Source organism: Cupriavidus sp. CPT47-8839-RL05A (assembly GCF_058792255.1).
The window spans coordinates 87,534-111,995 of sequence record NZ_JBYTEG010000003.1; the positions used below are offsets into that span (position 1 = coordinate 87,534).

Sequence of the window (24,462 nt, forward strand, 5' to 3'; positions counted from 1 at the left end):
ATGTCAACGATAAGTCCCGGGGCCGCCGCACACGATCCCTGCAGTCCTTGTCCTCACCTCAACGCCATGTCCCGTAATCAGCAGCTCTTCGACCGCGCCCAGCAGACCATTCCCGGGGGCGTCAATTCGCCCGTGCGCGCCTTCCGCTCGGTGGGCGGCACGCCGCGCTTCATCACGCGTGCCGAAGGCGCCTATATGTGGGACGCCGACGGGCAGCGCTATATCGACTACATCGGATCCTGGGGCCCGATGATCGTGGGCCACGCCCACCCCGAAGTGGTGCGTGCGGTACAGGAAACCGCCGCGCACAGCTTCTCGTTCGGCGCCCCGACCGAGGCCGAGATCACCATGGCCGAGGAAATCTGCAAGCTGGTGCCGTCGATCGAGCAGGTGCGGCTGGTCTCCTCCGGCACCGAAGCCACCATGAGCGCACTGCGGCTGGCGCGCGGCTTCACCGGGCGCGACCTGATCATCAAGTTCGAAGGCTGCTACCACGGCCACGCCGACAGCCTGCTGGTCAAGGCCGGCTCCGGCCTGCTGACCTTTGCCGACACCACCCAGAACGCGCCGTCGTCTGCGGGCGTACCGGCCGACGTGACGCGCCACACCATGGTGCTGGAGTACAACAACGTCGAGCAGCTGGAACAGGCCTTCGCCAGGCACGCCGGCGAGATCGCCGCGGTGATCGTCGAGCCGGTGGCCGGCAACATGAACCTGGTGCGCGCCAGCGATGCCTTCCTGAAGGCCATGCGCGAGCTTTGCACCCGCGACGGCGCAGTGCTGATCCTGGACGAGGTCATGACCGGCTTCCGCGTGGCGCTGGGCGGCGCGCAGGCGCACTACGGCATCCGGCCCGACCTGACCTGCCTGGGCAAGGTGATCGGCGGCGGCATGCCGGCGGCGGCCTTCGGCGGGCGCCGCGACATCATGGCCAAGCTGGCGCCGCTGGGCGGCGTCTACCAGGCCGGCACGCTGTCGGGCAACCCGCTGGCGGTGGCCGCGGGCCTGGCCACGCTCAAGCTGATCCAGGCACCCGGCTTCTATGACCGCCTGGCCAGCCAGACCCGCAAGCTGGCCGACGGCCTGGCCGAGGCCGCCAAGGCCGCGGGCGTGCCGTTCGCGGCGGACGCTATCGGCGGCATGTTCGGGATCTACTTCCGCGAGGGCGTGCCGGGCAGCTTCGCCGAAGTGACCAGGAGCGACACCGCGCGCTTCAACCGCTTCTTCCACGCCATGCTGGATCACGGCGTCTACCTGGCGCCGTCGGCCTTCGAGGCCGGCTTTGTCTCGGCGCAGCACGACGACGCCATCCTGGCGGCCACGCTCGAGGCCGCGCGCAAGGCGTTCGCGGCGGGCTGAGGCCTTGCCAGGCAGGCGGCGCACCAGTGCGCAGCCTGCACCTCTGGCGACAAGGGCGGTGCGCTACACTTGGGTTTTCGTCCAACCCGCGGAGTCTCCGATGCGCGCTTCTTCGTCCCCCTCCTTGCCCGGCAGCTCGCCGATGCCGGTCTTGCGCTGGCTGCTGCTGGCGCTCATGGCCAGCCTGCTGTCCGCCTGCGGCTACAACGACTTCCAGGCCAAGGACGAGGCGGTCAAGGCCGCCTGGGGCGAAGTCATCAACCAGTACCAGCGCCGCGCCGACCTGATCCCCAACCTGGTCAACACGGTCAAGGGCTATGCCTCGCACGAGCGTGAAACCCTCGAGGCCGTGACCAAGGCGCGCGCCGCCGCCACCAGCATCCAGGTCTCGCCCGAGACCCTGAACGACCCCGAAGCCTTCAAGCGCTTCCAGCAGGCCCAGGGCGAGCTGTCCGGCGCGCTGTCGCGCCTGCTGGCGGTTTCCGAGAACTACCCGCAACTGAAGGCCGACGCCTCGTTCCGCGACCTGCAGTCGCAGCTCGAGGGCACCGAGAACCGCATCACCGTGGCCCGCCAGCGCTATATCGCCGCCGTGCAGCAGTACAACGTGCTGGCGCGCAGCTTCCCGACCAACCTGACGGCGATGATCTTCAAGTACCCGGTCAAGCCGTCGTTCACGGTGGACAACGAGAAAGCCATCTCCACGCCGCCCGCAGTCAAGTTCTGAGGCGCGCCACACCATGGGCCAAACCCCGCGCTCGCCCTGGCGGCACGCCTGGCTGGCGGCCGCCCTGCTCTGGCTGGCGGCCTTGCTGGCCGGCCCGGCGCTGGCGGCAGACGGCTTCGTCGCGGTGCCGCCGCTGACCCAGCGCGTCACCGACCTGACCGGCACGCTGACGCCACAGCAGCGCGGCGCGCTCGAGAACGTACTGGCGGAATACGAGCAGCAACGCGGCAGCCAGATCTTCGTGCTGATGGTGCCCACCACCGATCCCGAGCCGATCGACGCCTACAGCATCCGCGTGGCCGACGCCTGGCGCGCCGGGCGCAAGGGCATCGACGACGGCGTGATCGTGCTGATCGCCAAGGACAACCCGCCCGGGCTGCGCAAGATGCGGCTGGAGGTCGGGCGCGGCGTGCAAGGGTCTCTGACCGATGCCATGTCCAAGCGCATCCTGCAGGACGTGATGGCCCCGCACTTCCGCCAGAACGACTTCTACGGCGGGCTGGCGGCGGGGATCTCGGCGATCCAGGCCACCATCGACAAGGAAGGCCTGGCGGCACCGCAGCGCAAGGCGCAGCAATCGTCCGCGCTGGCCGAGTGGCTGCCGGCACTGCTGCCGCTGGCGATCATCGTGTTCTTCTTCCTGAGTGCCATCCTGCGCCGGCGCGGCCCGCAGATCGTCACCTCCCGGCGCGGGCGCGACGTGATCGCCGGCGGCCTCGGCGGACTGGGCGGCTACACCATGGGGCAGGACTGGGGCCGCCGCGGCGGCTGGGGTGGTGGCGGAGGATTTGGCGGGGGCGGTGACAGCGGCGGCGGTTTTGGTGGCGGGGGCGGCGGCGGCTTCGACGGCGGCGGCGCCTCGGGCAACTGGTGACAGCACAAGGAACGAAGACAATGCCGAATCTCCGACGTGCCCTGCACCATATCGCCACCACGGCCAGCGCAGCCCGCAAGCACTTTCCGGCCGAAGCCCAGCAGCAGCTGCATGCAGCCGTGCATGCCGGCGAAGCCAGCCACCGCGGCGAGATCCGCGTGGTGATCGAAGCCAGCCTGCCGGTGGGCGATGCCTGGGCCGGCGTGACGCCGCGCGAGCGCGCCCGCTTCCTGTTTGGCGCGCTCGAGGTCTGGAACACCGCGGACCATACCGGCGTGCTGCTCTATATCAACCTGGCCGACCATGCGGTCGAGCTGCTCGCCGACCGCGGCATCGACGCCTGCGTGGGGCCCGCCACCTGGCGCGAGCTGTGCGACGAACTGGTGCTGGGGCTCAGGCAGGACCTGTCGGTACGGCCGGTGCTGGCCACGGTGGCGAGCATCCATGCACTGCTGGCCACGCACTTCCCCTCCGACGGCGGGCACAACCCGAACGAGCTGGACGACCGTCCGGTTTTTCTCTAGGGGCTGTTCATATCGCCAGGTTTGGCCCAATCGCAATGGCGAACGATGTGACGGCCAGATAGCGATCCGCAAGCTCGTTGTCGATTTCCATCTGGCCTTCCCCTTGGCCTGCGCCATCGACCAGGCAATGAGCGGTTTTCATTGGCGAAACATACTTTTGCCCGATATGACGTCTGGCGTTCACAGGCTACGCTTGGCCAACAGCTGCACGACAGCCAGTGAGGCGGAGCGCCAAGACTCCACCAAAACAAGGGGAAGCCATGCCAGAATGCCCAGCGGACAAGGCCCAAGGGGGCCTTGCGCCCAGAACAGAACTTCGAGAATTCCTCTTGGAGGCTAGTCTCAGAAGTACCACCGCCATCATGTTTGCAGCGTTCGCGTACGCGGCAATCCGGCACTGGCTCGCGGACCCGACGCGAATCACCTTGCTGCTGCTCGTGTTGGCAAACTGCCTGACCCTTGGCCTGTCCCTGTTTGTCCGGATTCCGAAGCGACGAGACTGGAATCCGGTCACCGTCATCTGCTCGCTAGGCGCCACATACTATTTCCTCGCAATTCAGCTGGCGCCAGGGCAGCACCTGGTACCGGAATTACTTGGCGCTGGCCTCCAGGCCATAGGAATCACCTGGCAAATCTACGCAAAGATCTCGCTCCGGTTCTCGTTCGGAATACTGCCTGCCAATCGCGGAATCGTGTCGAGCGGGGCTTATCGATTCGTGCGACATCCGATCTACCTTGGCTACCTCATCGCCGACGTCGGCTTCTTGCTCACAAACTTCGGGCTGCAGAACTTGCTTGTCTATGCCGGGCTGTACGCGCTGCAGGCTGTACGGATAAATCGCGAGGAAAAGCTACTGTCCGACGACCCCGAATACTGTCGGTATCGCGAAAAAGTACGATTCCGCGCGTTGCCAGGCGTTTACTGAGCGTGCCGAACCCTTCCATGGGATTGGGATAAGCCGCCAACCGGGGGACGATCACGCGAAGGGGATTAAGGTCGGGAGCGGGGGCGGCGCGCACCCATCAGGTACCACACGGCCGCAAATATTTGCAGCGCCACCAGTCCGCCCCACGCCGTCAGGTGTGCAGCCTTAGGATAGTGCCCGGCCGTGGAGGGCCACAGATCCAACACCAGCCCCACACCCATCTGGCAGGCAAAGGTGGACAGGAACACAGTCAGCGTCAGCGCCGTGGTAGCCCTTCCGATCAGCGCATCCGGAAAGCTGCGCGCCAGCACCGCATAGGTCAGGATGCCGCTGGAGCCGAACACGCCATAAGCCACCCACAGCAGCACCGGCGGCAGCGGGACCTGCGCCATCAGCAGCAGCTGGACCACGATAAAGGCCGTCATGCCAGTGCCGCCAAAGGCATACAGGCTCACGCCGATACGCTCCAGGTGGCGCGCGGCCCAGCCCGCGCCGACGCAGCCGGCCATCATCGCGAAGCCGATCACCGAGACCAGTTGTGCGCTGCTGGCCGGATCGAAGCCGGGCACGTCGCGCAGGAACGCACCCACCCATAGCGTCTGCACCGCCATGAACACGCCCTGGTTGAGCAGTGTCAGCGGCACCACGCGCCAGAAACGTTCGCTGGACAGGATCTGGCGCGTGCCGCGCAGTTGTTCGCGCAGGCTTTCCTTGCCGGCGCGCGGTTTGTCGGGCACGCCGAACCACAGCAGCACCGCCATCGCCAGCGATATGCAGGTCAGCCCCATGCTGACCGTGCGCCAGTCAGTCAGTGACAGCAGCCACGACAGCGGCGCGCCGACCAGCACCGCGCCCAGGCCGCCGATGGCCATCACCACGCCGTTGAGCAAGGGCATGCGTGACAGCGGGAACCACATCGACAGCGCCTGGATGGTGGCGCCCAGGCACACCGACACGCCCACCCCGATCAGCAGCCGGCCGGCGGCCAGCCCGGCCATGCCGGGCGCCAGCGCGAACACCATCGAACCGGCCACCGCCACCAGCAGCATCACGGCCTCGGTGCGGCGCGGGCCGTAGCGGTCCAGCAGGATGCCCGCCGGCAACTGGGCGCAGGCAAAGCCAAGGAAGTAGAAGCTGGTGAGCAGGCCCAGGTCGCCGGCATTGAGCCCGAGCTCGCGCGTCAGGTGCGGCGCAAAGCCCAGGTTGACGCCGCGGAACAGATAGGACACCAGGAAGCCCAGCGAGAATACCGCCAGCACGCGCCAGCGGGCGCCGGCAGCAGCACCAGGGGCAAATCGCGCTTGCGAGGGCGCGGAGGACAAGTTTGAAGTCGTAGTCGTCATGATGGCCCGAATTGTCGTTCCTCCGGCAAACCAAAGCCAACGAAAGATACCCGCGGCAATTGTGAGTAGAATTTGACGGCCATGGCCAAATCCCCCGCCAAACCCGCCCAACGCCCCGTCCACCTGCCGCCGCTGCAAGCGCTGCGTGCGCTCGAGGCTGCCACGCGCCACCGCAGCTTCTCGCGCGCGGCCGAGGAACTGGCCCTGACGCACAGCGCCATCAGCCACCATATCCGCGCGCTCGAGACCAGCCTGGGCACCAAGCTGTTCCAGCGCACCGGCAGCCAGATGACCCCCACCAGCGTGGGCGCGCGGCTGGCGGAACAGGTGCGCGGCGCGCTCGACAGCATCGAAAGCGCGCTGCGCGAGGCCGGCAACAGCGCCGCGCCGCCGGTAACACGGCTGCAGGTCAGCGTGATGGCCGACCTGGCCAATGCCTGGCTGATCCGGCGCCTGCCCAGCCTGCACGCCCAGGTGCCGTCGCTGGACCTGCACCTGCGGCTGCATGCGGAGATCACGCCGCCCGACCCGTACAGCGTCGATGTCGGCATCTGGCACCAGCGCATCGACCTGCCCGGTTTTGAATGCCACAACCTGATCGAGGACCATGTGATCGCGGTGGCCAGCCCGGCGCTGCTGGCGCGCTACCCCGGCTTCACGCTGGCCGACGTGCCGCGCATGCCGATGCTGCGCTTTGCGCTGCGCCCCTGGCGCGACTGGCTCGAAGCCGCCGGCCTGCCAGGCGACGAGCCCGAACGCGGCCCGATCTTCCAGGATGCCGGCCTGATGCTGCAATCCGCCGTCGCCGGGCTCGGCGTAGCCACTGCGCGCGCCCAGCTGGCGCACGATTACCTGGCCAGCGGCGAACTGGTGCAGATCGGGCCCACCCGCATCCCGTCCAGCCTCCATTACTGGGTCACCTGGCGCGAAGGCAATCCGCGCGAGAAGGCCATCCAGCAGTTCCATGCCTGGCTGGAGGAACAGGTCCGGCAGGAAGCCGGCCACGTCCACCCTGGCGCCGACGGCAACACGCCCGCCAAGCGGTTTCATGCATGAAATTGTTTGAGGCGCAGATGTTGGCAATACGAATCATTTTCGTCTAGACCAGTGAAATCAAGGGCTTGGCGGATGCCGCAAGCCTTCCGATGGCCTGCCGTACGCGCGTGCCGCGCCCTTGCCAGAGCCGTCCGGGTTTCACGAATGCAACCAGTTGGCACACCGTGCCAGCGTCCGTGAAAAATCTACCCGCCCCATCCAAAGAGATGAGATACGGCCGGGCCAGCCCGGCGCCGCATCGTGCAAACGCTTGTCAACGCGTCGATTCCGTCCACCCAACCGCGCCCGCAACCGCGTGCGCGGCGCCAAAAGGCTGAAGACAACCGCGGCACGCCGGGGTGGCTACCGAGGTACAGAGTTCAAAACGTTGTAACGGAAATGAAACTACCTGGCAGCTTCATTCGCGTGCTGCATGCGAGCCCTGACGCCTGTCCGTTTGAAATTTTGCTCTCCCTCCTTCGGATGGGCATTGCCGGTGAAAAGTAGGTTTTCCGGCACCCATTTGCCCGGCACTGTGATCCCTGTGTCTCATCGCCCGCCCACCAAATGCTGCGCCGCAATATAAAAATCCCGCCGGATGTATCAAAAGCGGAACGTTATTGATCGCCAGCAGCGGCTCAAAGCCAGCCGAAAATTTCTTTTTCCTTTTGTTATCAAAGAATTAGCCATATCTGGCACGTTCGTCGCACATATGTCCGCGCGAACAGAAGCCCGGAACAGGGGGATGTCTGAAACCGAAGCGGCAACACACTGGCACGCGTTCGCCGAAGATCAGTTTCAGGACGACCCCGCATCCCAGGGCGGATTCGGACTGGCGCTGTAAGCGTGGGCCACGCGGCAGGAACTGGCCCGCATCGGCTGGCCAGGTTGCAGGGGTCGTCGACAAGATTAGCGGAGGTCGTTCAGGAACACGGGCCGCAAGCGGACGAAAAGCGGCCCGTGGTACCTGGACTATGCGGCATGCCACGGATAAACGGGGCAGCACGCAGACAACAAGCGGACGCATCGGCCGAGCCGGCGTATCCGGACAAGAAACGGGGTGAAGCAACAGCCTGCCATGCAGGCGATGCGAAGCGGCAGCCGCCGCGACCGATACCAGGGAGGTGAGGTCGCGGCGGCGGCGAAAACGGGCCCACCGGCCCGCGCAGCGCAGCGCCGCCGGCAGCAACTTTTAGGGAGAGCGCCAGGCCGCGGCATTGACATGTTGTGGCAGGCGCGAGCCTTAGAGCCAACGAAGCCAGTGACCCGCGACAGCAGGCCGCCGGCTTTGTAAAAACAAAGATCCGGGGAAATTCTATGAGCGCGTACACCAACCGCCCGCTGCTGTACCTGTCGCAGCACCACGACGCCATGCTCTGCAGGATGCTCGCACAGCGTGGCTGGAAGATCAGTTTCGCCTCCAACCTGCAAGATCTCCACGCGCTGCCCCCGGGCAACCAGCCGCTTGCGGCGATGCTCGACCTGCAAGGCGGCTTCAGCGATGCCGACCTGGAATCGTTCGAGCCCTGGCTCTCGCTGCCGCATATCGGCTGGATCGGCATCATCGCCGGCCAAGAGTCCCTGACCGAATCCGCGCGCCGGCTGCTGGGCCTGTACTTCGTCGACTATTACACCGCACCGGTCGAGCACTCCCGCCTGGCGGAATCGCTCGGCCACGCGCTCGGCATGGCGCAACTGCGCCCGGGCGCCCAGCATGCCCGCCCCGGCACCGCACGCCCGGACGGCATGATCGGCAGCTGCCCGGCCATGCAATCGCTCTTCCGCGGTATCGAGAAGGTGTCGCGCTGGGACACGCCCGTGCTGATCTCCGGCGAGTCCGGCACCGGCAAGGAACTGGCCGCTCATGCCATCCACCGCGCCTCGGAGCGGGCCTCGCGCCCCTTCGTCGCGGTCAACTGCGCGGCGATCCCGCCCACGCTGCTGATGTCAGAGCTGTTCGGCTATGAGCGCGGCGCCTTCACCGGCGCGACCAAGCGCAAGCCCGGCCGCATCGAGATGGCACAGGGCGGCACCCTGTTCCTGGATGAAATCGGCGACATGCCGATCGAAAGCCAGACCAGCCTGCTGCGCTTCCTGGAAACCGGCCGCATCGAGCGGCTGGGCGGCACCGAATCGGTGGAGGTCGATGTGCGCATCATCTCGGCCACCCACGTCGACCTGGAAGCCGCGATCGCCGCCGAACGCTTCCGCGGCGACCTCTACCACCGGCTGTGCGTGCTGCGCGTGCGCCAGCCACCGCTGCGCGAACGCGGCAGCGACATCCTGCTGATTGCCGAACACGTGCTGGACAACGTGCGCAAGCAGTCGCCGGCACGCATCCGCGGCTTCTCGCCGCTGGCGCTGCGCGCGATCCAGCAGCACAACTGGCCCGGCAACGTGCGCGAGCTGATCAACCGCATCCGCCACGCCGCCGCCATGTGCGAAGACGGCGTGATCCAGCCCGACGACCTGGAGCTGGCCACCCCAGCCGACGACCGCCCGCTCACGCTCGCGGCCATCCGCGAAGCGGCCGAGCAGACCGCGATCGTCGAGGCGCTGCAGCGGCATCATGAACGGCTGATCGACGTGGCGGCAGAGCTGGGGATTTCGCGGGTGACGCTGTTCAGGTTGATGCGGGATTACAAGCTGCAGGTGAAGAAGGGGGATCTGGGGTTGATCTGCGTGCAGGGCTAGCCGATCCATCGCGGAGAAACCGACCGATGTCACCTGATGCCTACCTTGAAATGGCCGAGACCGAAGCCTGCCACTGGTGGTTCCGGGGGCGGCGCGAAATCGTCGGCACGATCCTTTCCAGCCTGGCGTTGCCGCGCGACGCGTCGATCCTGGAGATCGGCGCGGGCACCGGCGGAAACCTTGAGATGCTGTCACGGTTCGGCAACGTCAGCGCCGTGGAAATGGATGGCACCGCCCTGCGGCTGGCGCGGGAGAAGACCCTGGGCGCCTACGACATCCGCAGTGGCAGGTGCCCCGACGCCATGCCGTTCCCGGAACACAGCTTCGACCTGGTCTGCCTGCTCGATTGCCTGGAACACATCGCCGACGATGCCGGCGCACTGGACTGCACCGCAAGGATGCTGAAAGCCGGCGGCGCAGCACTCATCACCGTGCCCGCCTACCAATGGCTATGGAGTTCCCACGACGTCTTCTTGCATCACCAGCGCCGCTATGGCAAGCGGTCGCTGCATGCCCTTGCTACGCGATGCGGCATGCGCGTGGAACGGATGTCCTATTTCAACACGCTGCTGTTCCCGCTTGCGGTGGCGGCCCGCATCGGCGACCGGCTGAGCGGCAGCCGGAAGGCAACGGGAGCGGGGCTCCCGCCCCCATCCGTCAACCAGGCATTGCACCGCCTGTTCAGAGCGGAACGCCATTGGCTGGCACGCGGATCGCTGCCGTTTGGCATTTCGCTGATGGCTGTCGTGCGCGCATCGTGAGCGCCAGCAACACCGCGCCCGAACTTCGCCGGGTCACGCGCTTCCTGGTATCGGGCGCCACCTCGACGGGCGTGCATGTCGCCATCACCGCGACGCTGGTCACCACGCTGGCGGCCTCACCGGTCGCGGCGAACTGCGTGGCCTTCGTGTGCGCGACCGCCTGCTCCTATCTTCTCAACACCTTGTGGAGCTTCTCGTCGCGGCTGCGCAACCGGACCCTGGGCCGCTTTGCCGGCGTATCGCTGCTTGGGCTGGGCCTGACCATGGCCATTTCCTGGACGGCGCAATATCTGGGGGCCAGCTATTGGGCTGGTTTGGCCGGCGTGGTCCTGACGGTGCCGGCCTTCACCTACCTTGCGCACCGGGCCTGGACTTATCGGGACTAGGCATCGTCCCGCGGCCAGGCCGGGCACGCATCAGCGGCCACTGCTCACATGCCCGCGGTCGATCCGGATCACACGCCTTCCCGAGGCGATGAGCCTGTCCTGGCCGGCTTCCTGATAACGGCGCCGCACCAGATAGATCGGCCGTCCCTTGGCTTCATCATAGATGCGGCCGACGTATTCGCCGACCACGCCCAACCCGATCAGCTGGATACCTCCCAGGAACAGCAGTACCGAAAGCAGCGACGCATAGCCAGGGACATCAATACCGAGGATCAGGGTACGTGCCACGATGAAGGTGCCATAGCAGAACGCGCCAAGCGCAATCAGGACTCCGATGTATGTCCAGCTGCGCAGCGGGATGGTGCTGAAGCTGGTAATGCCTTCAAGCGCGAGGTTCCACAGACGCCAGCCCGAAAACTTGGAACGCCCGGCGCTGCGCGACTCGCGCTCATAGGGCACGATCACGGTCCGGTAGCCCACCCAGGCAAACAGTCCCTTCATGAAGCGCCGCCGTTCCGGCATCTGCTTGAGCGCGTTGATCACGACCCGGTCCATCAGGCGGAAGTCCCCGACGTTCACGGGCAGCTTCTGCTCGGACAGCTTGTTATGGATGCGGTAGTAGGCGCCCGCGGTCACGCGCTTGAGCCAGGAGTCGCACACGCGGCGGCTGCGCTGGGCAAGCACCACCTCTGCCCCTTCCCGCCAGCGCATGACCAGCTCAGGGATCAGTGAGGGCGGGTCCTGCAAATCAGCGTCCATGGGAATCACCGCGTCGCCAAGGGCTTCGTCGAGTCCCGCAGTCAAGGCAGCTTCCTTGCCAAAATTCCGCGTCAGGTCCACGACTCGCACCCGTGCATCCCGGCGCGAATATGCAATGAGCTTGTCCAGCGTGTCGTCCGAGCTGCCGTCGTTCACCAGCACGATCTCGAAGCGGATCGCTTCGATGGATTCGAGCACTGGAATGACGCTGGCGAAGAATTTGCTGATGCTCTCTGACTCGTTGTAGCAAGGTACAACCAGAGACAGCAGCCTGGCACCGTACGGACCCGACATGATCCCCTCCCGAGACGGGGTGGCTTGTGCACACACCGTCGTGATTGCGCATTCATGCGCCTTGTTATTCGCCTGGTGCGAACCGCTCCCCGGTCCGGGCCCTGCGCAGGATTGCCATCAGCATCAGCAGTGTCACCAGCGGCCCGGCAGGTGGCAGATGACCCGCCTGATTCATGCTCAGGGCAAATGGCAGCAGCCATGCCACCACCAGCAGTTCCCGCTCCCCTTTCATCCAGCCGTGCTTCACACCCTCGACTGCCAGGCCTGCGATCGCCAATCCCAACCAGGTTAGTTCGTAGTACCAGAGGTAGGGGCTTACCATCACGGTGGACGTCGCCAGCGCGGCAATACGCAGTGCAGTCGAACTCCGGCCGCGCCAGACTCTGACCAGCACCCAGATCGCAAACACCGCGCCCAGCCCCTGGGCCAGGTACGCGACCATCACCGACGCCCCGGCCCGGCGCATCATGGCGAAGACGGTCGGACAATGGCGCCATCCAATCTCGCCCTGCTCAAGCACGATCTGCCTGAAGAGCGTGCCGCTTTCCAGGAACGCGGGTACGGTTTCCCATCCCCAAAGGGCAATGCTGCAGGCAGCAATCGCAGCTGCGGTTGCCGCAGCGGTAAAGAATGCCTTCCATGCGCGGTCCACCACCAATGCCACGGGGAGCAACGCCGCCAGCTGCGGCTTCACGCTCAGCAAGCCAATCAGCACGCCCGCCAGCACCGGCCGGGTTCTCAACTGGATCAGCGCCCATGCCGCCATGCCGGCCGTCAGTAACGAGTTCTGCCCGATCAAGGCGGCCTCATGGATTCCGGGAAAAGCCAGCACGGGCAGCCACACCACGTGGCGCGGCACACCGGGAAAGGCCAGGATCCTGAGTACCGCGGTGATGTACACAACCGCCGTGCTGCCGATGAAAAGCAGATAGCTCGCTGCAAACGGCAACAAGGACAGCGGTATCACGAACAGCAGGAAGGTCGGCGGGTAGACCCATGGCAGAAAAAACTTCCCCTCGCCCCGGACTGCACCGAACGCCGCTATGACGTGCCGCAGCGTCTCGTAGTCATAGACCTTGGCAGCCTGACCCTTCATGACCAGATACGACGCACTCCAGAAGGCCGAGAAATCCACGCCAGGGCGACCCAGCGAATCCGTGGTGAAGCCCCTCGTTTTGAATGCCCATGCCACGATCAAGGCACCATAGATGATCAGCACGGCAACGCTGTAGGCCCTGAGACGCTCCAGGTCCAGCCAATGCCGCGGCATCACTGACCCCGGCGTTGCTGCCGGGCTATGATCCAGGCTCATCGCTCCCCATCCCCCTGATGTTCTGTGGCAGCGCCGGCCTGATTTCTTCTTGGCAATGCAGCGGCGATGCATCGATGTACTGGCTCCATTCTGGTCAGGCGCCCACCGATGTACAAGCAGTACCAAGGCCCTCGGCGGGGGCGCTGAAATCCGGCTGGTGCGAGCGTATCCAAACTGAATCACGACCCGATTCGACCGCAATCCCGCGTGCCATTCCGGTTCTCCCGGCATTGACCGGGGCGCAGCCAGTCCGCGGCGACAGCGCGCGTTTCCCCGCTGAAACGTTGTCCATCGGGCTGCTTACTCCCTGCGACTCCTCCCGCGCGGAGGACTCAGCGGCGGCATTGCGCATCGGCCTCCACCAAATGCACTGTGTCCCGCGCGCTCCGACTCATACTTTTGGCGCAGGGGATGGCCGCACGTGCGCGCTGCCTCGCAGGCAACCGCGAGCTTCAAAGAATTAAGCACGATTCGTAGTGGAAACGGGAGCACGGGCATGTTGTCTCCAGCTCGGCAAGGCGCGCACCCAGGCTGCGCCCTCTCCCCCGGGAAACAAGGGCACCTTCGTCAATGGCGCGGTTATTGCGACAGTCCGGCAACTGCGCCCCTGCGGCGCCGGGCCAGCCGCGTGCCTTTCCTACCAGATCCGGATGGGTAACCACTACAGCCACCGCGAGACGCCATGAAAATCAACCCGACCTGGGTGGAGACGACCAGCAGGGAAAGCCTGCTCCAGCAGTTCGCCACGAAGCAGTGGTTCTGGGTCGCCCTCTTCGGACTCAGCCTGTTCTCGATCCTCTCATTTATCGGTGGCCGCTTGCTGGTGGATGCCGACACGCTCTGGCACATCGCCACCGGCAAATGGATCCTTGCCAACCATGCAGTGCCGGCGACCGATCCGTTCTCGTTCTCTTTTCACGGCGCAAAATGGGTTCCGCATGAATGGCTGGCGGAAGTCATCCTTGGCGCATCCCATGCCTGGCTCGGCTGGGCCGGGCCGGTGCTGGTCACCGCGCTGGCGACCGCCGTCACGCTGACCGTACTGTTGCGGTTCCTGCTGCGCCATATCGAACCACTACATGCGTTCGCCGGGACACTCCTGGCCTTCCTCACGCTGGCCCAGCATCTGCTCGCCCGCCCCCATGCGCTGGCCTGGCCGCTGATGGTGATCTGGGCCGCCCACCTTGTGCTGGCGCGCGAGCAAGGCAAGCGACCCAGCCTGTGGCTGCCGGTCGTCATGTTGGCCTGGGCCAACATGCATGGCAGCTTCCTTCTCGGTATCGGGCTGGCCGGCGCGCTGGCCGTGGAGGCCATCCTGACTGAAGGACACCCATGCCGGAGCGCGCAGGCATGGGCACCGTTCCTGGCACTGACCGTCATGGCGGGCCTGTTGACGCCAAACGGCGTGGACGGCCTGCTCTTCCCCTTCCACGTATCCGGCATGAGTTATTCGCTCAGCATCATCAGCGAATGGAAGGCACCGGATTTCCGCTTGATCCAGCCAATCGAGCTGTGGCTTGCCTTTGTGCTGTTCGGTGCGCTCTACTTCGGGTTCCGTTTGCCTGCGACCCGGATCCTGATGTGCTTCGGGCTGATTCATCTTGCCCTGACCTTCGCGCGCTATGCCGAGCTGCTGGGACTGCTGGCCCCGCTGTTGCTGATGCCCAGCGTCGGCCCCCAGCTACGCGCAGCCATCCGTCCGGAAATCAAGCCGCGCCTGTCACTACGGAGTATTCGAACCATTACCGCATTGTGCATGGCACTGTTCATGGGCAGCATCGCCTTCCTTGCCAATGGCATCCAGCACAACCAGGGCCGGATACAGCCCCGTGAAGCCGTCAACGCGGCCATGGCGGCAGGTGGCACCGGGCCGGTCTTCAATAGCTACAACTTCGGCGGCTACCTCATATTCTCAGGAATTGCGCCGCTCATCGACGGCCGCGCCGACCTCTACGGCGACGACTTCGTGCGAAGGTATATGGCAGCCTATTCTGGGGATGCCAAGATCCTGCAGGCCCTGATCCAGGAATACAAGATCCGGTGGGCCGTTCTGGAACCCTCAAGTCCTGCATCAAAGCTGATCCATGGCTTGCCGGGCTGGCGAAAAGTGCACGAGGATAAGAATGCCGTCGCCTATGTCCGCGAACAATAGGGCCGTCACCCGCCCGCCCGTACCCATTTCCGCCTAGCCAGCAGCTCGCGCCGCACATTGCGCCATGGCGGGCGTCCCGGTGCCCTGCGTGGCAGCGGCGGACCACGCCATGGCGCTGCATGGCTGCAGGCAGGGTTGGGCTGAGCTTCCGCGCTCATGCGATGCCCCGGTCCGCAGGACGCTTCGCATCACACCTATAGCGCAGCCCCTGCGGCCATCGGCAATGCGAGGTAGCTGCTGCCTTGCCCCCCGCAGCGCCCCCCGCAGGCCGTCGACAAGATGCGAAGCCTGCGTGAACCGCATGCCTTGTCGCGCGGCTCCCGCTTCGCAAGTCGATTGCACCGCCCCCCGTGCACGCCTGCGATTGCAGCGAAGAACAGCCATCTCACATGCCATGTTTCCAAGGTGAATCACGCGGCCGCGCGAGCCCGCAGCCCCCTGCACACAAGGGTTTGCAGGGACTGCCTGTGGAACCTGCCGGCACTCCCGCGGCCCTGGCGCACTTCGCAATGTTTCGATCCGGAAACGGTGCCTCGGCAGAAGCCGTTCTCATCCGTCAGTCTGGCCGTCGCCAGAAAAAGGGGATTGAAGCAGCCAGGAGGACTACCGACTGCAACGAATGCCGACCTTCGGCGCGAACGGTGCCTCATGCTTTTGGATGAAGTTGCCGCCCTCTTTCGTCTGCGCGGCCCACTTGAGCACTTCCCGCGATCTAGGACATCCGTAGCGGGGTCCGGAATGGCTTGCAAGACCCGCGTTTCCACCCAGCAACGAAGCGTGGCCGAAAGGCCGCCTGCAGCCCCGCCGAGCCTGCGGCTACCGCGCATCGCTACCCGCAAACCCTTGTGGCACAACGGTTTCCACTGACCTGGCCTGGCGTTTGCCTATGTCAGGCACGCGGCACCGCAGTCCTGGCTGCCGCGATGCCAGCGCAACGTTCGCCGGCATCAGGTTCAAAAATATACGGGGAGCTTCACCATGCCAGTCGCACGCCAACCTGCGATGCCACACCGGAATATCGGCCACGCTGCTGCTGCCAGGGGCACCAGCAGCGCACCGTTCCGTTGCCTGGCTCGCGCAGGCCATGTGCAGCACGCCGCGCGGTGCATGCATGCGTCGGCACAGCGCCGGCTGCAGTCACGCAACCCACGCGGTGTGCATGGCGGTCCCGGCCAGTGGCCATTTCACGCCTGCGCAATCTGCGCGCCGCCCTGCTGCCGGATTTCCAGGCATTGCTATCCGATGCCGTTGTTGCCTCATCCGCAGTTCCAAAGTACTGCACAGCTTGTTCCCAACCAAAGGAGTTTGTCATGCAAAACCTGACCACCATGATCAAGCAATTCATCCGTGATGAAGACGGTGTGACCGCCATTGAATATGGTCTGATTGCCGCACTCATCGCAGTTGTCATCATCGTTTCGGTGACGCTGATTGGCACGAACCTGAACCTCATCTTCAAGTACATCGGCGATACCCTCACCAACGCCGTACCTGCGTCCTGATCACCGAGCCGCACGCATGGCCGCCCTGTTCCGGACGGCCATGCGGCACGGACTCCCACCCGACACACCAACACCAACACCAGCACCGGAGACGCCAAATGTTGAAGCTCATCGCCAGGTCAAAAGATTTTCTGCGCGACGACCGGGGTGTCTCCTCTATCGAATACGCATTGCTCGGCAGTCTGATCGCAATGGCAATTGTCGTTTCCGTCGCCACGCTCAGCAATGCCGTGAAAGCCATGTACGAGTTGATCGCCTCCAGCATGCCCTGATCTATCCGACCAGCGCACGCCCCGGACACAACCCAAGCTACCCGCCACTATCGCCATGCAAGCCGCCACTGCCCTCGCCCCCCTCGTTGGCCCCGCCACGATCGGCATCGTGCTCACAGCCGCGGCCATCGACCTGGACCGCCGCCGCATTCCCAACTGGCTGACCTTCGGCGCCTGGATCGCTGCGCTGCCCGTGATGGCAGCAATTCATGGCCCTGCCGCCGGCTCGCTGGCGTGGCTCTATGGCTGGACGGTGGGCCTGGTGCTGTTTCTGCCGTTCTACCTGATGCGCGGCATGGCGGCCGGCGACGTCAAGCTGATGGCAGCCGTGGGCGCCTGGCTCGGCGGCAGCATGGCGCTGAAGATCGCACTGGCAACCTGCGTGATTGGCGGGGCCTGGGCGTTGCTACAGGTGCTTGCCACAGGACAGGGACGCTCGACCCTCGCCCGCGTGGGCCACATGCTAATTGCCGCCCTGGTACCCGGTTCCCGGCCGATGCAACCGCAAGCCGAGGCGTCAGCCGGCTCCATGCCTTACGGCGTAGCGATTGCCGCCGGGACGCTGACGATGCTCTTTGCCGGCACATGACACAAGCCACAAGCGACACCACGCGCCGACCAGTCACGGGCGCCTGCGGGAACGAGAACACACTGACCAGCGAACAGGGGATGGCAATGAACGAGCATCACGACTCAGGTCACGCACCACGGCTCCTTGAGCCCGTCGCGATCGGCAGGAATGTCCATGCCGAGCATGGCACGCTGCCGGTGCCGCCCTGGCACGTGCTGCCGCGCACGATTGTCGATACCGGCCTGGAGATCGCACAGTTGCTCGGGCTGCTGATGAAGGCCGCCTACCAGCACCGCACCGTCACGCTGGCAGTACTGACCGACACGCTCAAGCTGCCGGCATTGGTGGTCAATGAAATCGCGGCCGTCGCCGTGCGCGAGCGCCTGCTGGAGATCGCGCACCGCGGCGCCAGCGACCTGGATGTGCGCTTCCGGCTCACCGACGCCGGCTATACCCGCGCGGCGGAAGCCTCGGCGCGCTGCAGCTATGTCGGCACTGCGCCGGTCACGCTGGACGCATACCTCGATGCCGTCAAGCGCCACTCGGTCAACCAAGCTTCCGTGACCAAGGCGGACGTTACTGCCGCCTTCCATGACCTGGTGATCCCGGTCCACCTGCTCGACGCAATCGGCATGGCGCTGAACACCTGCCGCGCGCTGATGATCTACGGCCCGGCCGGCAGCGGCAAGACCTACCTAGCGCAACGACTGGGCACATTATTGCCCGGTGCCGTGCCGGTGCCGCATGCCATCACCGTCGCCGGCGAAATCATCCAGGTGTTCGATCCGCTGGTTCATGTGCCGTTCGACGACAGCGAAGCCTCGCTGGCGCGCCGCTCGCTGGACCGCCGCTGGGTCCTGTGCCATCGCCCGGTAGTGCTGTCCGGCGGCGAGCTGACGCTGTCCATGCTGGACCTGCGCTATGACCGTGTCTCCGGCTTCTACCAGGCGCCTCCTCACATGAAGGCCAACAACGGCATCTACATCATCGATGACCTGGGCCGCCAGCTGGTTGGCGTCAGCGACCTGCTGAACCGCTGGATCGTGCCGCTGGATCGCGGCATTGACATGTTCACGCTGCAAACCGGCGTGCGCTTCTCGGTGCCGTTCGATGTCTGGCCAGTGTTCTCGACCAACCTCGAACCGTCGGAGCTGGGCGACGACGCCTTCCTGCGCCGGCTCGGCAGCAAGCTCTACGTGGGCCCGCTGTCGGTCGACGACTACCGCGAAGTCTATCAACGCACCGCCGCTGGCTTCGGACTGGCCAGCACAGATGCGATGTTCGATTTCCTGGTCGACAGCCTGCACTACGCCAGCGATACGCCGCTGCTGGCCTGCATCCCGCGCGACCTTCTCCGCCTGGTGGACTCGGGCGTGCGCTACCACGGTCAGCCCGCGCAGGTCACCGAGGCAGGCCTGCTGTCTGCATGGCAAGGCTATTACGGGCTGCGCGCCTCGGCCGACGCCATGCCATCGCTGGGCGCTGGCCATCGATGGCCAGATGACCAGCGCGCCGCAAGCTGAACTGCACCACCGAATCATCGGACAACTGTAGGGGGAGAATCATCATGAAAAACACACGCGCAATCCTGATGCTGCTGATTGCCCTTGTCGCCGGCGTGGCGGCAGTGGTCTCCGCGTCGCGATGGCTGGTCCAGCAGTCGTCCAGTTCGGTCAGGCAGGTGGTCGTCGCCGCAAATGACCTCAACCTCGGCCAGCCGCTCAACGGCAGCCAGCTGCGCATGGTCAGCTGGCCGACAGGCAGCGTGCCGCCCGGCGCGTTTGAAGACATGAAGGCGCTGGAGGGCCGCGTGGTCCGCACCAGCCTGCAGCGCGGCGAGCCCGTCCTCGACGCCAAGCTGGCGCCGGTGGGCACCAAGGGTGGCTTGTCCGCCGTGATCAATGACGGCAAGCGTGCCATCACGGTCCGCGTCAACGACGTGGTGGGCGTGGCCGGCTTCGCGCTGCCGGGCAACTACGTCGACGTGATCGTCAATACCAACGAAGAAGCCAAGACCGCGCAGAGCGGCAGCATCTCGAAGATCGTGCTCGAGAAGATCCTGGTGCTGGCGGTGGCACAGCAGGTCAGCCGCGACGACACCCAGCCCAAGGTGGTCAATGCGGTGACGCTGGAAGTCACCCCCGAACAGGCCGAGAAGCTCGACGTGGCGCGCAGCGTCGGCACGCTGTCGCTGGTGCTGCGCAACCAGATGGATGTGGCCGACATCAACACCGGCGGCGCCACCAAGGGAACGCTGCTTGGCAAGACACCGGAGGCACCGGCCAAGGTGGTGACCAAGACCGAGACGCGCACCGTAGTCAAGACTCGCACGGTGGCGGCGGCGCCCGCACGCTCGGGCAACTGCATCGGCGTGCTGGCAGGCATGCAGGGCGGCGTCGAGTGCTTCTGAGCACCTGCGCCAGGCATCCAACGAATTCTGAGCTGCAACACAGCCTCTCCGGGGGGAGATTCAAAATGAACCAGAAACGATCCGAAGCTGCTGGCGGCACCCGCATCCTGGTGCTTGCCGCCATCCTCTGCACGCCGCTGGCCGCCGCGGCACAGGCCGCCATCGAGGCCGGCAGCCTGACCAAGGCAACCGCACCGGCTGCCGCCAAGGCCCCCCAGGGCCCGATGCAGATGACCATCAGCATGACGCCCGGAGCCGCCGCGCCGGCCGCGTCGGCTCCGCCCGTGACTTCCGGGGATGCGCGCGGGCCCAACTGCACTGGCGCGATCCGCAGCGAATCAAGCGTGATGGTGCCGGTCGGCAAGTCACAGCTGATCACGCTGCAGGAGCCGGTGCGCAACCGCACGCTGGGCAATCCCAATGTGGTGCAGGCCACCATGGTGTCGCCGCAGACGCTCTACGTGCTGGGCCGCGCGGTGGGCACCACCAACATGATCGTGCAGGGCCGCAGCGGCTCTTGCAGCATCATCAACGTGGTGGTGAATGCCGACGCCGGCGGGCTGCAGACTTCGCTGGGTCAGCTGTTGCCCGGCGAGCCCGGCATCCGCGTCATGACCGCCGCCGATAACCTGGTGCTGACCGGCAGCGTCACCAATGCACAGACCGCGCAGCAAGCCATGGAAATCGCCCAGGCCTATGCCAATGCCGCGCAGGGCGGCGAAGGCAACAAGAAGGGCGGCGTGCTGAACATGCTGTCGGTGGATACCCCGCAGCAGGTCATGCTGGAAGTGAAGGTGGCAGAGGTGTCCAAGACGCTGCTGAACCAGCTCGGCTCGACGGTGAACCTGCAGGGCGGCTTCGGTTCCTGGAGCGGCGGGCTGGTGACTTCGCTGCTGACCGGCGCCTCGAGCGCGATCTTCGCCAGCAAGGCCAACAACCGGCCATTCGATATCGCCATCGACGCGCAAAAGAATGACAGCCTGGTCAAGATCCTGGCCGAGCCGAACCTGGTCACCATCAGCGGGCAGGAAGCCAGCTTCCTCGCAGGCGGCAAGATCTATATCCCGGTGGCGCAGGCCAATGTGCTGAACGGGGCCGGCACGGTCACGCTGCAGGAAGAAGAGTTCGGCGTCGGCCTGAAGTTCACGCCTACGGTGCTGGCCAACGGCCGCATTCACCTGAAGGTATCGCCGGAGGTGTCCGAGTTGTCGCCCACTGGCGCCACCATACGCGGCGGCACCCTGGCCGGCCAGTCGATCTTGCCGGTGATCACCACCCGCCGCGCCTCCACCACCGTGCAGATGCGCGACGGCGAGAGTTTTGCCATCGGCGGCTTGCTGACAGACAGCGCGCGCGGCTCGCTCAAGGCGCTGCCGGGTGCGGGCGAAGTGCCGGTGCTGGGCACGCTGTTCCGCAGCACGCAGTACCAGCAGGACCTGACCGAACTGGTGTTCGTCATCACGCCGCGGCTGGTCAAGCCGATGCAGACCAGCAACTACCCGCTGCCCACCGACAGCTTCTCCACACCCAACCCGCTGTCGCTGTACTTCATGGGCAATATGGAAGGCAGCGGCAAGCGTGCCCCGCAACCCGTGCCGGCACCGTCGCAGCCCGCCGCACCGGCCGCAGCACCCGCCACGCCGCCCACGGCACCGCGCAGCGAAGGCGCGCCCGGCACTTCGGTCTCGGCCGTGCCGAACGGCAAACCGCTGGATGAGCCCGCGCCGGCCGCACCGGAACCAGCCGCCGCCGCAAGCACGCGTCCGGCCCTGCCGGCCCCGGCGCCCGCCCGCAACACGGCGACGGCGGCCGCGCCCCCGGCCGAGGACACCACCGCGCGCATCGCCCGCATCGAGGCCACCGCCGCCCGCCTGGCCCAGGCCAGGGCCGCGGCTACTGCCGGCCGCACCGCATCGGGCGGCAACTGATCCGCCGCGCCACCTGCAGAACCGGAGAACGACCATGAACAAGACACTTAAGCTTTCGCGCGGCGCCGCCGCCCTGGTGCTCGGCAGCCTGGCCTGCCTGGGACTGTCGGCCTGCATGACCTCGACGCCGGTGTGGGACGGCCAGCGCGGCGTAGCGCTGGCCACCGTCACGCAGATGCAGATCATCAATCCCGACGCGCCTGCCGGGCTGCCCACTGTCACCGGTACCGATGGCAAGACGGCGGTGGCAGCGATGAAGAACTTCGACCGTTCGCTGTCAGGGAGCCAGCAAGGCGGCGCACCCTCCATGACTATCGACTTCGGCGCCGGCGGCTATGGCGGCGTGGGCCTGGGTGGCAACGGCCGCTGAGCACCGGAACCGCGGGAGACCATCATGTCTACATCGGGCTTCACACGATCCAGGCCGACGCGGCGCGCGCACCAGCGTGGCGCGGTTGCCATCATCGTGGGACTGTCGCTGGCGGTGCTGATCGGCTTTGTCGGGCTGGCGCTCGATCTGGGCAAGCTCTATGTAACCAAGAGCGAGCTGCAGAACAGCGTCGATGCCTGCGCGCTGGCTGCTGCGCGCGATGTAACGGGCGCCACGCCGCTGCTCGTTTCCGAGGCGGCCGGCCTGGCCACCGGCACGAGCAACGCTGCCATGTTCCAGGGCAAGGCAGTGGAAATGTTCGAGAATCTCAACGTCTCATATAGCGATACACCTGACAGCACCTTCTACACCAAGAACGACGTTCCGTACCCGCTGGACAAGGTGAAGTACGTGAAATGCACCGCCGAGCGCACGGGCATTGCCCACTGGTTCATCCATATGCTCAACCTGCTGCCGGGGATCGATATCAAGGCCAGTACCGTCAATGCCATGGCTGTCGCCACCACCACCAGCGCGCAAGCCGCCTGTGCCATCCCGGTTTATGTCTGCTCGCCGCCAACGGCGAATCCGGCGAAGACCGCGTACAACCGGGGCGACTGGATCAAGTCCAGGGTCGATCCGAGCGACCCATACGGTCCTGGCAGCTTTGGCTGGGCTGACCTTTCGCCTCCGGCAGGCGGCGCTTCTGAACTGGCCGATCTGCTTGCCGGCAGCGGACAGTGCGACCTGCCGGTGGTGGGCTCCAAGGTGGGCGAGCCAGGCAGCATCGCATCGCTGATCGCGGCGTGGAATACCCGCTTCGGGATCTATACCGGCTCATACAAGGGACCGAAGGACGGGGCACCCGACTTTACCGGCTATGCCTACACCACGACCACGTGGAATGCGCCGAACGGTGGCAACGCCTACCCTGACTTTATCCAGAAGCGGGCAATCAACGAGCCATTCCAGACTGATAGTGGGTTGGACATCAAGGGCACTCCATCACCCAGGCCGGTGCATCAGGCCGGCGCCGATCGCAGGTTGGTACAGGTGCCGATGGTGAACTGCAATGACCTTGCCGAGGACAAGCAAGCTACGGTGATCGCCTGGACCTGCATGCTGATGGTAGAGCCAATGCAGGAACAGAGCGCAAAGGCTGTGACCACCCTCGAATATCTGGGCGACTCGAAGGACCCCACCAGCCCGTGCGCGACCCAGGGCGTGCCCGGGTCCAGTACGGGCCCAGGCCCCCGTGTGCCGGTGCTGGTGCAATAGGAGCGAATCATGGCGCAATGCAGGCAGCACAGGAGCAAGCTGCGCGGGGTGGTCGCGGTGGAGTTCGCACTGGTCCTGGTGCCCTTGCTGATCCTGGTGACCGGGGTGGCGGAGTACGGGCGCGCGATCTACCAGTACAACGCCCTGACCAAGGCCACGCGCGATGCGGCACGCTTCCTTTCGCAATATGCGCCCAGCGAGCCGAACTACCCGGTTGACCAGGCGAAATGCATCGCCGTCTATGGCAAGACCACCTGCGGTGGCGCGGCACTTGTGAAAGGCCTCAGTACGTCGATGGTGGTCGTCTGTGACCGCGTTGACTCGACCGGCTGCGGCAGCAAGCAGTTTGCCAACGTCGCCATCTACGAGGGGGGCGACAGTTCACGCCCGCCGGCGGGCACCATCAATCTGGTTGAAGTGAAGATCTCGGGCTTTACCTACTCGCCAATCCAGTCCTACCTCAAGGTGGGAGCCCTGGCGTTCTCCGATATCGCAACGGTAATGAGGCAGGTGCTATGACTCCAATCCGTGCCATGCACCCGCGTTCACGCCAGGCCGGCGCAACCTCCATCGAATTCGCCCTGGTTGCCAGCATCTTCTTCATGCTGCTGATCGGCATTGCCGAGTTCTCCCGTGTGCTTTTTTACTGGAACACCGCCGGTGAGGTGACCCGGCTGGGTGCACGCATCGCGGTGGTTTGCGACGCCAAAGACACCGCCATCAAGGCCAAGATGACCCAGCTGATGCCCCTGCTGAAGGCCACCAATATTCAGGTCGCCTACGAACCAAGCGGCTGCGACGCTGACGCCAATGCCGCGCGCAGTTCCTGCCGCTCGGTCACCGTCAGCGTGGCCGACGTCTCGGTCAAGACCTTTATTCCGGTCGTTCCGATTACGGTGTCGATGCCGTCGTTCTCAACCACGTTGCCGCGGGAGAGCCTGGACTCTTCCACCAGCGGCCCGATCTGCAACTAGCGCGCATGAAC

24 protein-coding genes are annotated in these 24,462 nt (G+C 65.5%); 20 read left to right on the plus strand and 4 right to left on the minus strand.

The window, feature by feature from the left end:
- Positions 1 to 66 precede the first annotated feature (66 nt).
- The 4 genes from hemL to AC3WVS_RS04095 all read left to right on the plus strand — a co-directional run bounded on the left by hemL (position 67) and on the right by AC3WVS_RS04095 (position 3,484).
- Positions 67 to 1,359: a glutamate-1-semialdehyde 2,1-aminomutase gene (hemL, locus tag AC3WVS_RS04080; RefSeq protein WP_492317503.1), complete on the plus strand. Its 1,293-nt coding sequence runs from the start codon at positions 67 to 69 to the stop codon at positions 1,357 to 1,359.
- Between the two features lie 100 nt (positions 1,360 to 1,459).
- Positions 1,460 to 2,086, plus strand: a complete 627-nt coding sequence (locus AC3WVS_RS04085) for a LemA family protein (RefSeq protein WP_492317504.1) — start codon at positions 1,460 to 1,462, stop codon at positions 2,084 to 2,086.
- Positions 2,087 to 2,099: 13 nt separating this feature from the next.
- Positions 2,100 to 2,960, plus strand: coding sequence for a TPM domain-containing protein (locus AC3WVS_RS04090; protein ID WP_492317505.1), 861 nt, complete (start codon positions 2,100 to 2,102; stop codon positions 2,958 to 2,960).
- A 20-nt stretch (positions 2,961 to 2,980) separates the two neighbouring features.
- The gene (locus AC3WVS_RS04095; RefSeq protein ID WP_492317506.1) at positions 2,981 to 3,484 is read left to right on the plus strand and encodes a TPM domain-containing protein; all 504 of its coding nucleotides are present in this window, start codon (positions 2,981 to 2,983) and stop codon (positions 3,482 to 3,484) included.
- 7 nt (positions 3,485 to 3,491) lie between these two features.
- On the opposite strand, the gene AC3WVS_RS04100 is transcribed toward AC3WVS_RS04095, so the two are convergent.
- A complete protein-coding gene (locus AC3WVS_RS04100; protein ID WP_492317507.1) occupies positions 3,492 to 3,668 on the minus strand; it encodes a hypothetical protein in 177 nt (58 codons plus the stop codon).
- A 76-nt stretch (positions 3,669 to 3,744) separates the two neighbouring features.
- On the opposite strand from AC3WVS_RS04100, the gene AC3WVS_RS04105 reads away from it, so the two are divergent.
- Positions 3,745 to 4,410, plus strand: coding sequence for a methyltransferase family protein (locus tag AC3WVS_RS04105; protein ID WP_492317508.1), 666 nt, complete (start codon positions 3,745 to 3,747; stop codon positions 4,408 to 4,410).
- A gap of 65 nt (positions 4,411 to 4,475) precedes the next feature.
- Here AC3WVS_RS04105 and AC3WVS_RS04110 read toward each other — a convergent pair whose 3' ends face one another.
- Entirely contained in the window at positions 4,476 to 5,753 is a 1,278-nt protein-coding gene (locus AC3WVS_RS04110; protein ID WP_492317509.1) for an MFS transporter, read from the minus strand.
- 81 nt (positions 5,754 to 5,834) lie between these two features.
- On the opposite strand from AC3WVS_RS04110, the gene AC3WVS_RS04115 reads away from it, so the two are divergent.
- The 4 genes from AC3WVS_RS04115 to AC3WVS_RS04130 all read left to right on the plus strand — a co-directional run bounded on the left by AC3WVS_RS04115 (position 5,835) and on the right by AC3WVS_RS04130 (position 10,629).
- Complete coding sequence (locus AC3WVS_RS04115) at positions 5,835 to 6,809, plus strand: LysR substrate-binding domain-containing protein (protein WP_439671370.1); 975 nt, start codon at positions 5,835 to 5,837, stop codon at positions 6,807 to 6,809.
- Between the two features lie 1,296 nt (positions 6,810 to 8,105).
- Positions 8,106 to 9,482 (plus strand): sigma-54 dependent transcriptional regulator, encoded by a 1,377-nt coding sequence (locus tag AC3WVS_RS04120; protein ID WP_492317510.1) that lies wholly within the window; start codon positions 8,106 to 8,108, stop codon positions 9,480 to 9,482.
- Between the two features lie 26 nt (positions 9,483 to 9,508).
- Positions 9,509 to 10,243: a class I SAM-dependent methyltransferase gene (locus AC3WVS_RS04125; RefSeq protein WP_492317511.1), complete on the plus strand. Its 735-nt coding sequence runs from the start codon at positions 9,509 to 9,511 to the stop codon at positions 10,241 to 10,243.
- Positions 10,240 to 10,629, plus strand: a complete 390-nt coding sequence (locus AC3WVS_RS04130; protein ID WP_492317512.1) for a GtrA family protein — start codon at positions 10,240 to 10,242, stop codon at positions 10,627 to 10,629. The genes AC3WVS_RS04125 and AC3WVS_RS04130 overlap by 4 nt, the downstream gene beginning before the upstream one ends.
- A 30-nt stretch (positions 10,630 to 10,659) precedes the next feature.
- Here the strand turns inward: AC3WVS_RS04130 and AC3WVS_RS04135 are convergent, their stop codons facing one another.
- Positions 10,660 to 11,682, minus strand: coding sequence for a glycosyltransferase family 2 protein (locus tag AC3WVS_RS04135; protein WP_492317513.1), 1,023 nt, complete (start codon positions 11,680 to 11,682; stop codon positions 10,660 to 10,662).
- Between the two features lie 64 nt (positions 11,683 to 11,746).
- Positions 11,747 to 12,994 (minus strand): glycosyltransferase family 87 protein, encoded by a 1,248-nt coding sequence (locus tag AC3WVS_RS04140; protein WP_492317514.1) that lies wholly within the window; start codon positions 12,992 to 12,994, stop codon positions 11,747 to 11,749.
- Between the two features lie 682 nt (positions 12,995 to 13,676).
- Between AC3WVS_RS04140 and AC3WVS_RS04145 the strand changes: the two genes are divergently transcribed.
- The 11 genes from AC3WVS_RS04145 to AC3WVS_RS04195 all read left to right on the plus strand — a co-directional run bounded on the left by AC3WVS_RS04145 (position 13,677) and on the right by AC3WVS_RS04195 (position 24,451).
- Positions 13,677 to 15,146: a hypothetical protein gene (locus AC3WVS_RS04145; protein ID WP_492317515.1), complete on the plus strand. Its 1,470-nt coding sequence runs from the start codon at positions 13,677 to 13,679 to the stop codon at positions 15,144 to 15,146.
- Between the two features lie 1,310 nt (positions 15,147 to 16,456).
- A complete protein-coding gene (locus AC3WVS_RS04150) occupies positions 16,457 to 16,648 on the plus strand; it encodes a Flp family type IVb pilin (protein ID WP_492317516.1) in 192 nt (63 codons plus the stop codon).
- A 98-nt stretch (positions 16,649 to 16,746) separates the two neighbouring features.
- On the plus strand, positions 16,747 to 16,920 hold the full coding sequence (locus tag AC3WVS_RS04155) for a Flp family type IVb pilin (protein WP_492317517.1): 174 nt from the start codon (positions 16,747 to 16,749) through the stop codon (positions 16,918 to 16,920).
- A gap of 55 nt (positions 16,921 to 16,975) precedes the next feature.
- Positions 16,976 to 17,509 (plus strand): A24 family peptidase, encoded by a 534-nt coding sequence (locus tag AC3WVS_RS04160; protein ID WP_492317518.1) that lies wholly within the window; start codon positions 16,976 to 16,978, stop codon positions 17,507 to 17,509.
- Between the two features lie 86 nt (positions 17,510 to 17,595).
- The gene (locus AC3WVS_RS04165) at positions 17,596 to 19,014 is read left to right on the plus strand and encodes a DUF8689 domain-containing protein (RefSeq protein ID WP_492317519.1); all 1,419 of its coding nucleotides are present in this window, start codon (positions 17,596 to 17,598) and stop codon (positions 19,012 to 19,014) included.
- 44 nt (positions 19,015 to 19,058) lie between these two features.
- Complete coding sequence (gene cpaB, locus AC3WVS_RS04170) at positions 19,059 to 19,901, plus strand: Flp pilus assembly protein CpaB (protein WP_492317520.1); 843 nt, start codon at positions 19,059 to 19,061, stop codon at positions 19,899 to 19,901.
- A gap of 65 nt (positions 19,902 to 19,966) precedes the next feature.
- Positions 19,967 to 21,829, plus strand: coding sequence for a type II and III secretion system protein family protein (locus AC3WVS_RS04175; RefSeq protein ID WP_492317521.1), 1,863 nt, complete (start codon positions 19,967 to 19,969; stop codon positions 21,827 to 21,829).
- Between the two features lie 34 nt (positions 21,830 to 21,863).
- Complete coding sequence (locus AC3WVS_RS04180; protein ID WP_492317522.1) at positions 21,864 to 22,199, plus strand: hypothetical protein; 336 nt, start codon at positions 21,864 to 21,866, stop codon at positions 22,197 to 22,199.
- A 24-nt stretch (positions 22,200 to 22,223) separates the two neighbouring features.
- Entirely contained in the window at positions 22,224 to 23,477 is a 1,254-nt protein-coding gene (locus tag AC3WVS_RS04185) for a pilus assembly protein TadG-related protein (protein WP_492317523.1), read from the plus strand.
- A 9-nt stretch (positions 23,478 to 23,486) separates the two neighbouring features.
- Positions 23,487 to 23,996, plus strand: a complete 510-nt coding sequence (locus AC3WVS_RS04190; RefSeq protein WP_492317524.1) for a TadE/TadG family type IV pilus assembly protein — start codon at positions 23,487 to 23,489, stop codon at positions 23,994 to 23,996.
- Complete coding sequence (locus AC3WVS_RS04195) at positions 23,993 to 24,451, plus strand: TadE/TadG family type IV pilus assembly protein (RefSeq protein WP_492317525.1); 459 nt, start codon at positions 23,993 to 23,995, stop codon at positions 24,449 to 24,451. Before AC3WVS_RS04190 ends, AC3WVS_RS04195 begins: the two co-directional genes overlap by 4 nt.
- Positions 24,452 to 24,462 lie beyond the last annotated feature (11 nt).

What these genes read in the sequence shown, in the direction of transcription:
- AC3WVS_RS04160 (WP_492317518.1), top strand. Translation starts at nt 16,976, where the DNA reads ATGCAAGCCGCCACTGCCCTCGCCCCCCTCGTTGGCCCCGCCACGATC.
- AC3WVS_RS04140 (WP_492317514.1), bottom strand. Translation starts at nt 12,994, where the DNA reads ATGAGCCTGGATCATAGCCCGGCAGCAACGCCGGGGTCAGTGATGCCG.
- AC3WVS_RS04085 (WP_492317504.1), top strand. Translation starts at nt 1,460, where the DNA reads ATGCGCGCTTCTTCGTCCCCCTCCTTGCCCGGCAGCTCGCCGATGCCG.
- AC3WVS_RS04095 (WP_492317506.1), top strand. Translation starts at nt 2,981, where the DNA reads ATGCCGAATCTCCGACGTGCCCTGCACCATATCGCCACCACGGCCAGC.
- AC3WVS_RS04180 (WP_492317522.1), top strand. Translation starts at nt 21,864, where the DNA reads ATGAACAAGACACTTAAGCTTTCGCGCGGCGCCGCCGCCCTGGTGCTC.
- AC3WVS_RS04125 (WP_492317511.1), top strand. Translation starts at nt 9,509, where the DNA reads ATGTCACCTGATGCCTACCTTGAAATGGCCGAGACCGAAGCCTGCCAC.
- AC3WVS_RS04115 (WP_439671370.1), top strand. Translation starts at nt 5,835, where the DNA reads ATGGCCAAATCCCCCGCCAAACCCGCCCAACGCCCCGTCCACCTGCCG.
- AC3WVS_RS04110 (WP_492317509.1), bottom strand. Translation starts at nt 5,753, where the DNA reads ATGACGACTACGACTTCAAACTTGTCCTCCGCGCCCTCGCAAGCGCGA.
- AC3WVS_RS04090 (WP_492317505.1), top strand. Translation starts at nt 2,100, where the DNA reads ATGGGCCAAACCCCGCGCTCGCCCTGGCGGCACGCCTGGCTGGCGGCC.
- AC3WVS_RS04175 (WP_492317521.1), top strand. Translation starts at nt 19,967, where the DNA reads ATGAACCAGAAACGATCCGAAGCTGCTGGCGGCACCCGCATCCTGGTG.
- AC3WVS_RS04190 (WP_492317524.1), top strand. Translation starts at nt 23,487, where the DNA reads ATGGCGCAATGCAGGCAGCACAGGAGCAAGCTGCGCGGGGTGGTCGCG.
- AC3WVS_RS04145 (WP_492317515.1), top strand. Translation starts at nt 13,677, where the DNA reads ATGAAAATCAACCCGACCTGGGTGGAGACGACCAGCAGGGAAAGCCTG.
- AC3WVS_RS04195 (WP_492317525.1), top strand. Translation starts at nt 23,993, where the DNA reads ATGACTCCAATCCGTGCCATGCACCCGCGTTCACGCCAGGCCGGCGCA.
- AC3WVS_RS04165 (WP_492317519.1), top strand. Translation starts at nt 17,596, where the DNA reads ATGAACGAGCATCACGACTCAGGTCACGCACCACGGCTCCTTGAGCCC.
- AC3WVS_RS04185 (WP_492317523.1), top strand. Translation starts at nt 22,224, where the DNA reads ATGTCTACATCGGGCTTCACACGATCCAGGCCGACGCGGCGCGCGCAC.
- AC3WVS_RS04105 (WP_492317508.1), top strand. Translation starts at nt 3,745, where the DNA reads ATGCCAGAATGCCCAGCGGACAAGGCCCAAGGGGGCCTTGCGCCCAGA.
- AC3WVS_RS04120 (WP_492317510.1), top strand. Translation starts at nt 8,106, where the DNA reads ATGAGCGCGTACACCAACCGCCCGCTGCTGTACCTGTCGCAGCACCAC.
- hemL (WP_492317503.1), top strand. Translation starts at nt 67, where the DNA reads ATGTCCCGTAATCAGCAGCTCTTCGACCGCGCCCAGCAGACCATTCCC.
- cpaB (WP_492317520.1), top strand. Translation starts at nt 19,059, where the DNA reads ATGAAAAACACACGCGCAATCCTGATGCTGCTGATTGCCCTTGTCGCC.
- AC3WVS_RS04155 (WP_492317517.1), top strand. Translation starts at nt 16,747, where the DNA reads ATGTTGAAGCTCATCGCCAGGTCAAAAGATTTTCTGCGCGACGACCGG.
- AC3WVS_RS04150 (WP_492317516.1), top strand. Translation starts at nt 16,457, where the DNA reads ATGCAAAACCTGACCACCATGATCAAGCAATTCATCCGTGATGAAGAC.
- AC3WVS_RS04135 (WP_492317513.1), bottom strand. Translation starts at nt 11,682, where the DNA reads ATGTCGGGTCCGTACGGTGCCAGGCTGCTGTCTCTGGTTGTACCTTGC.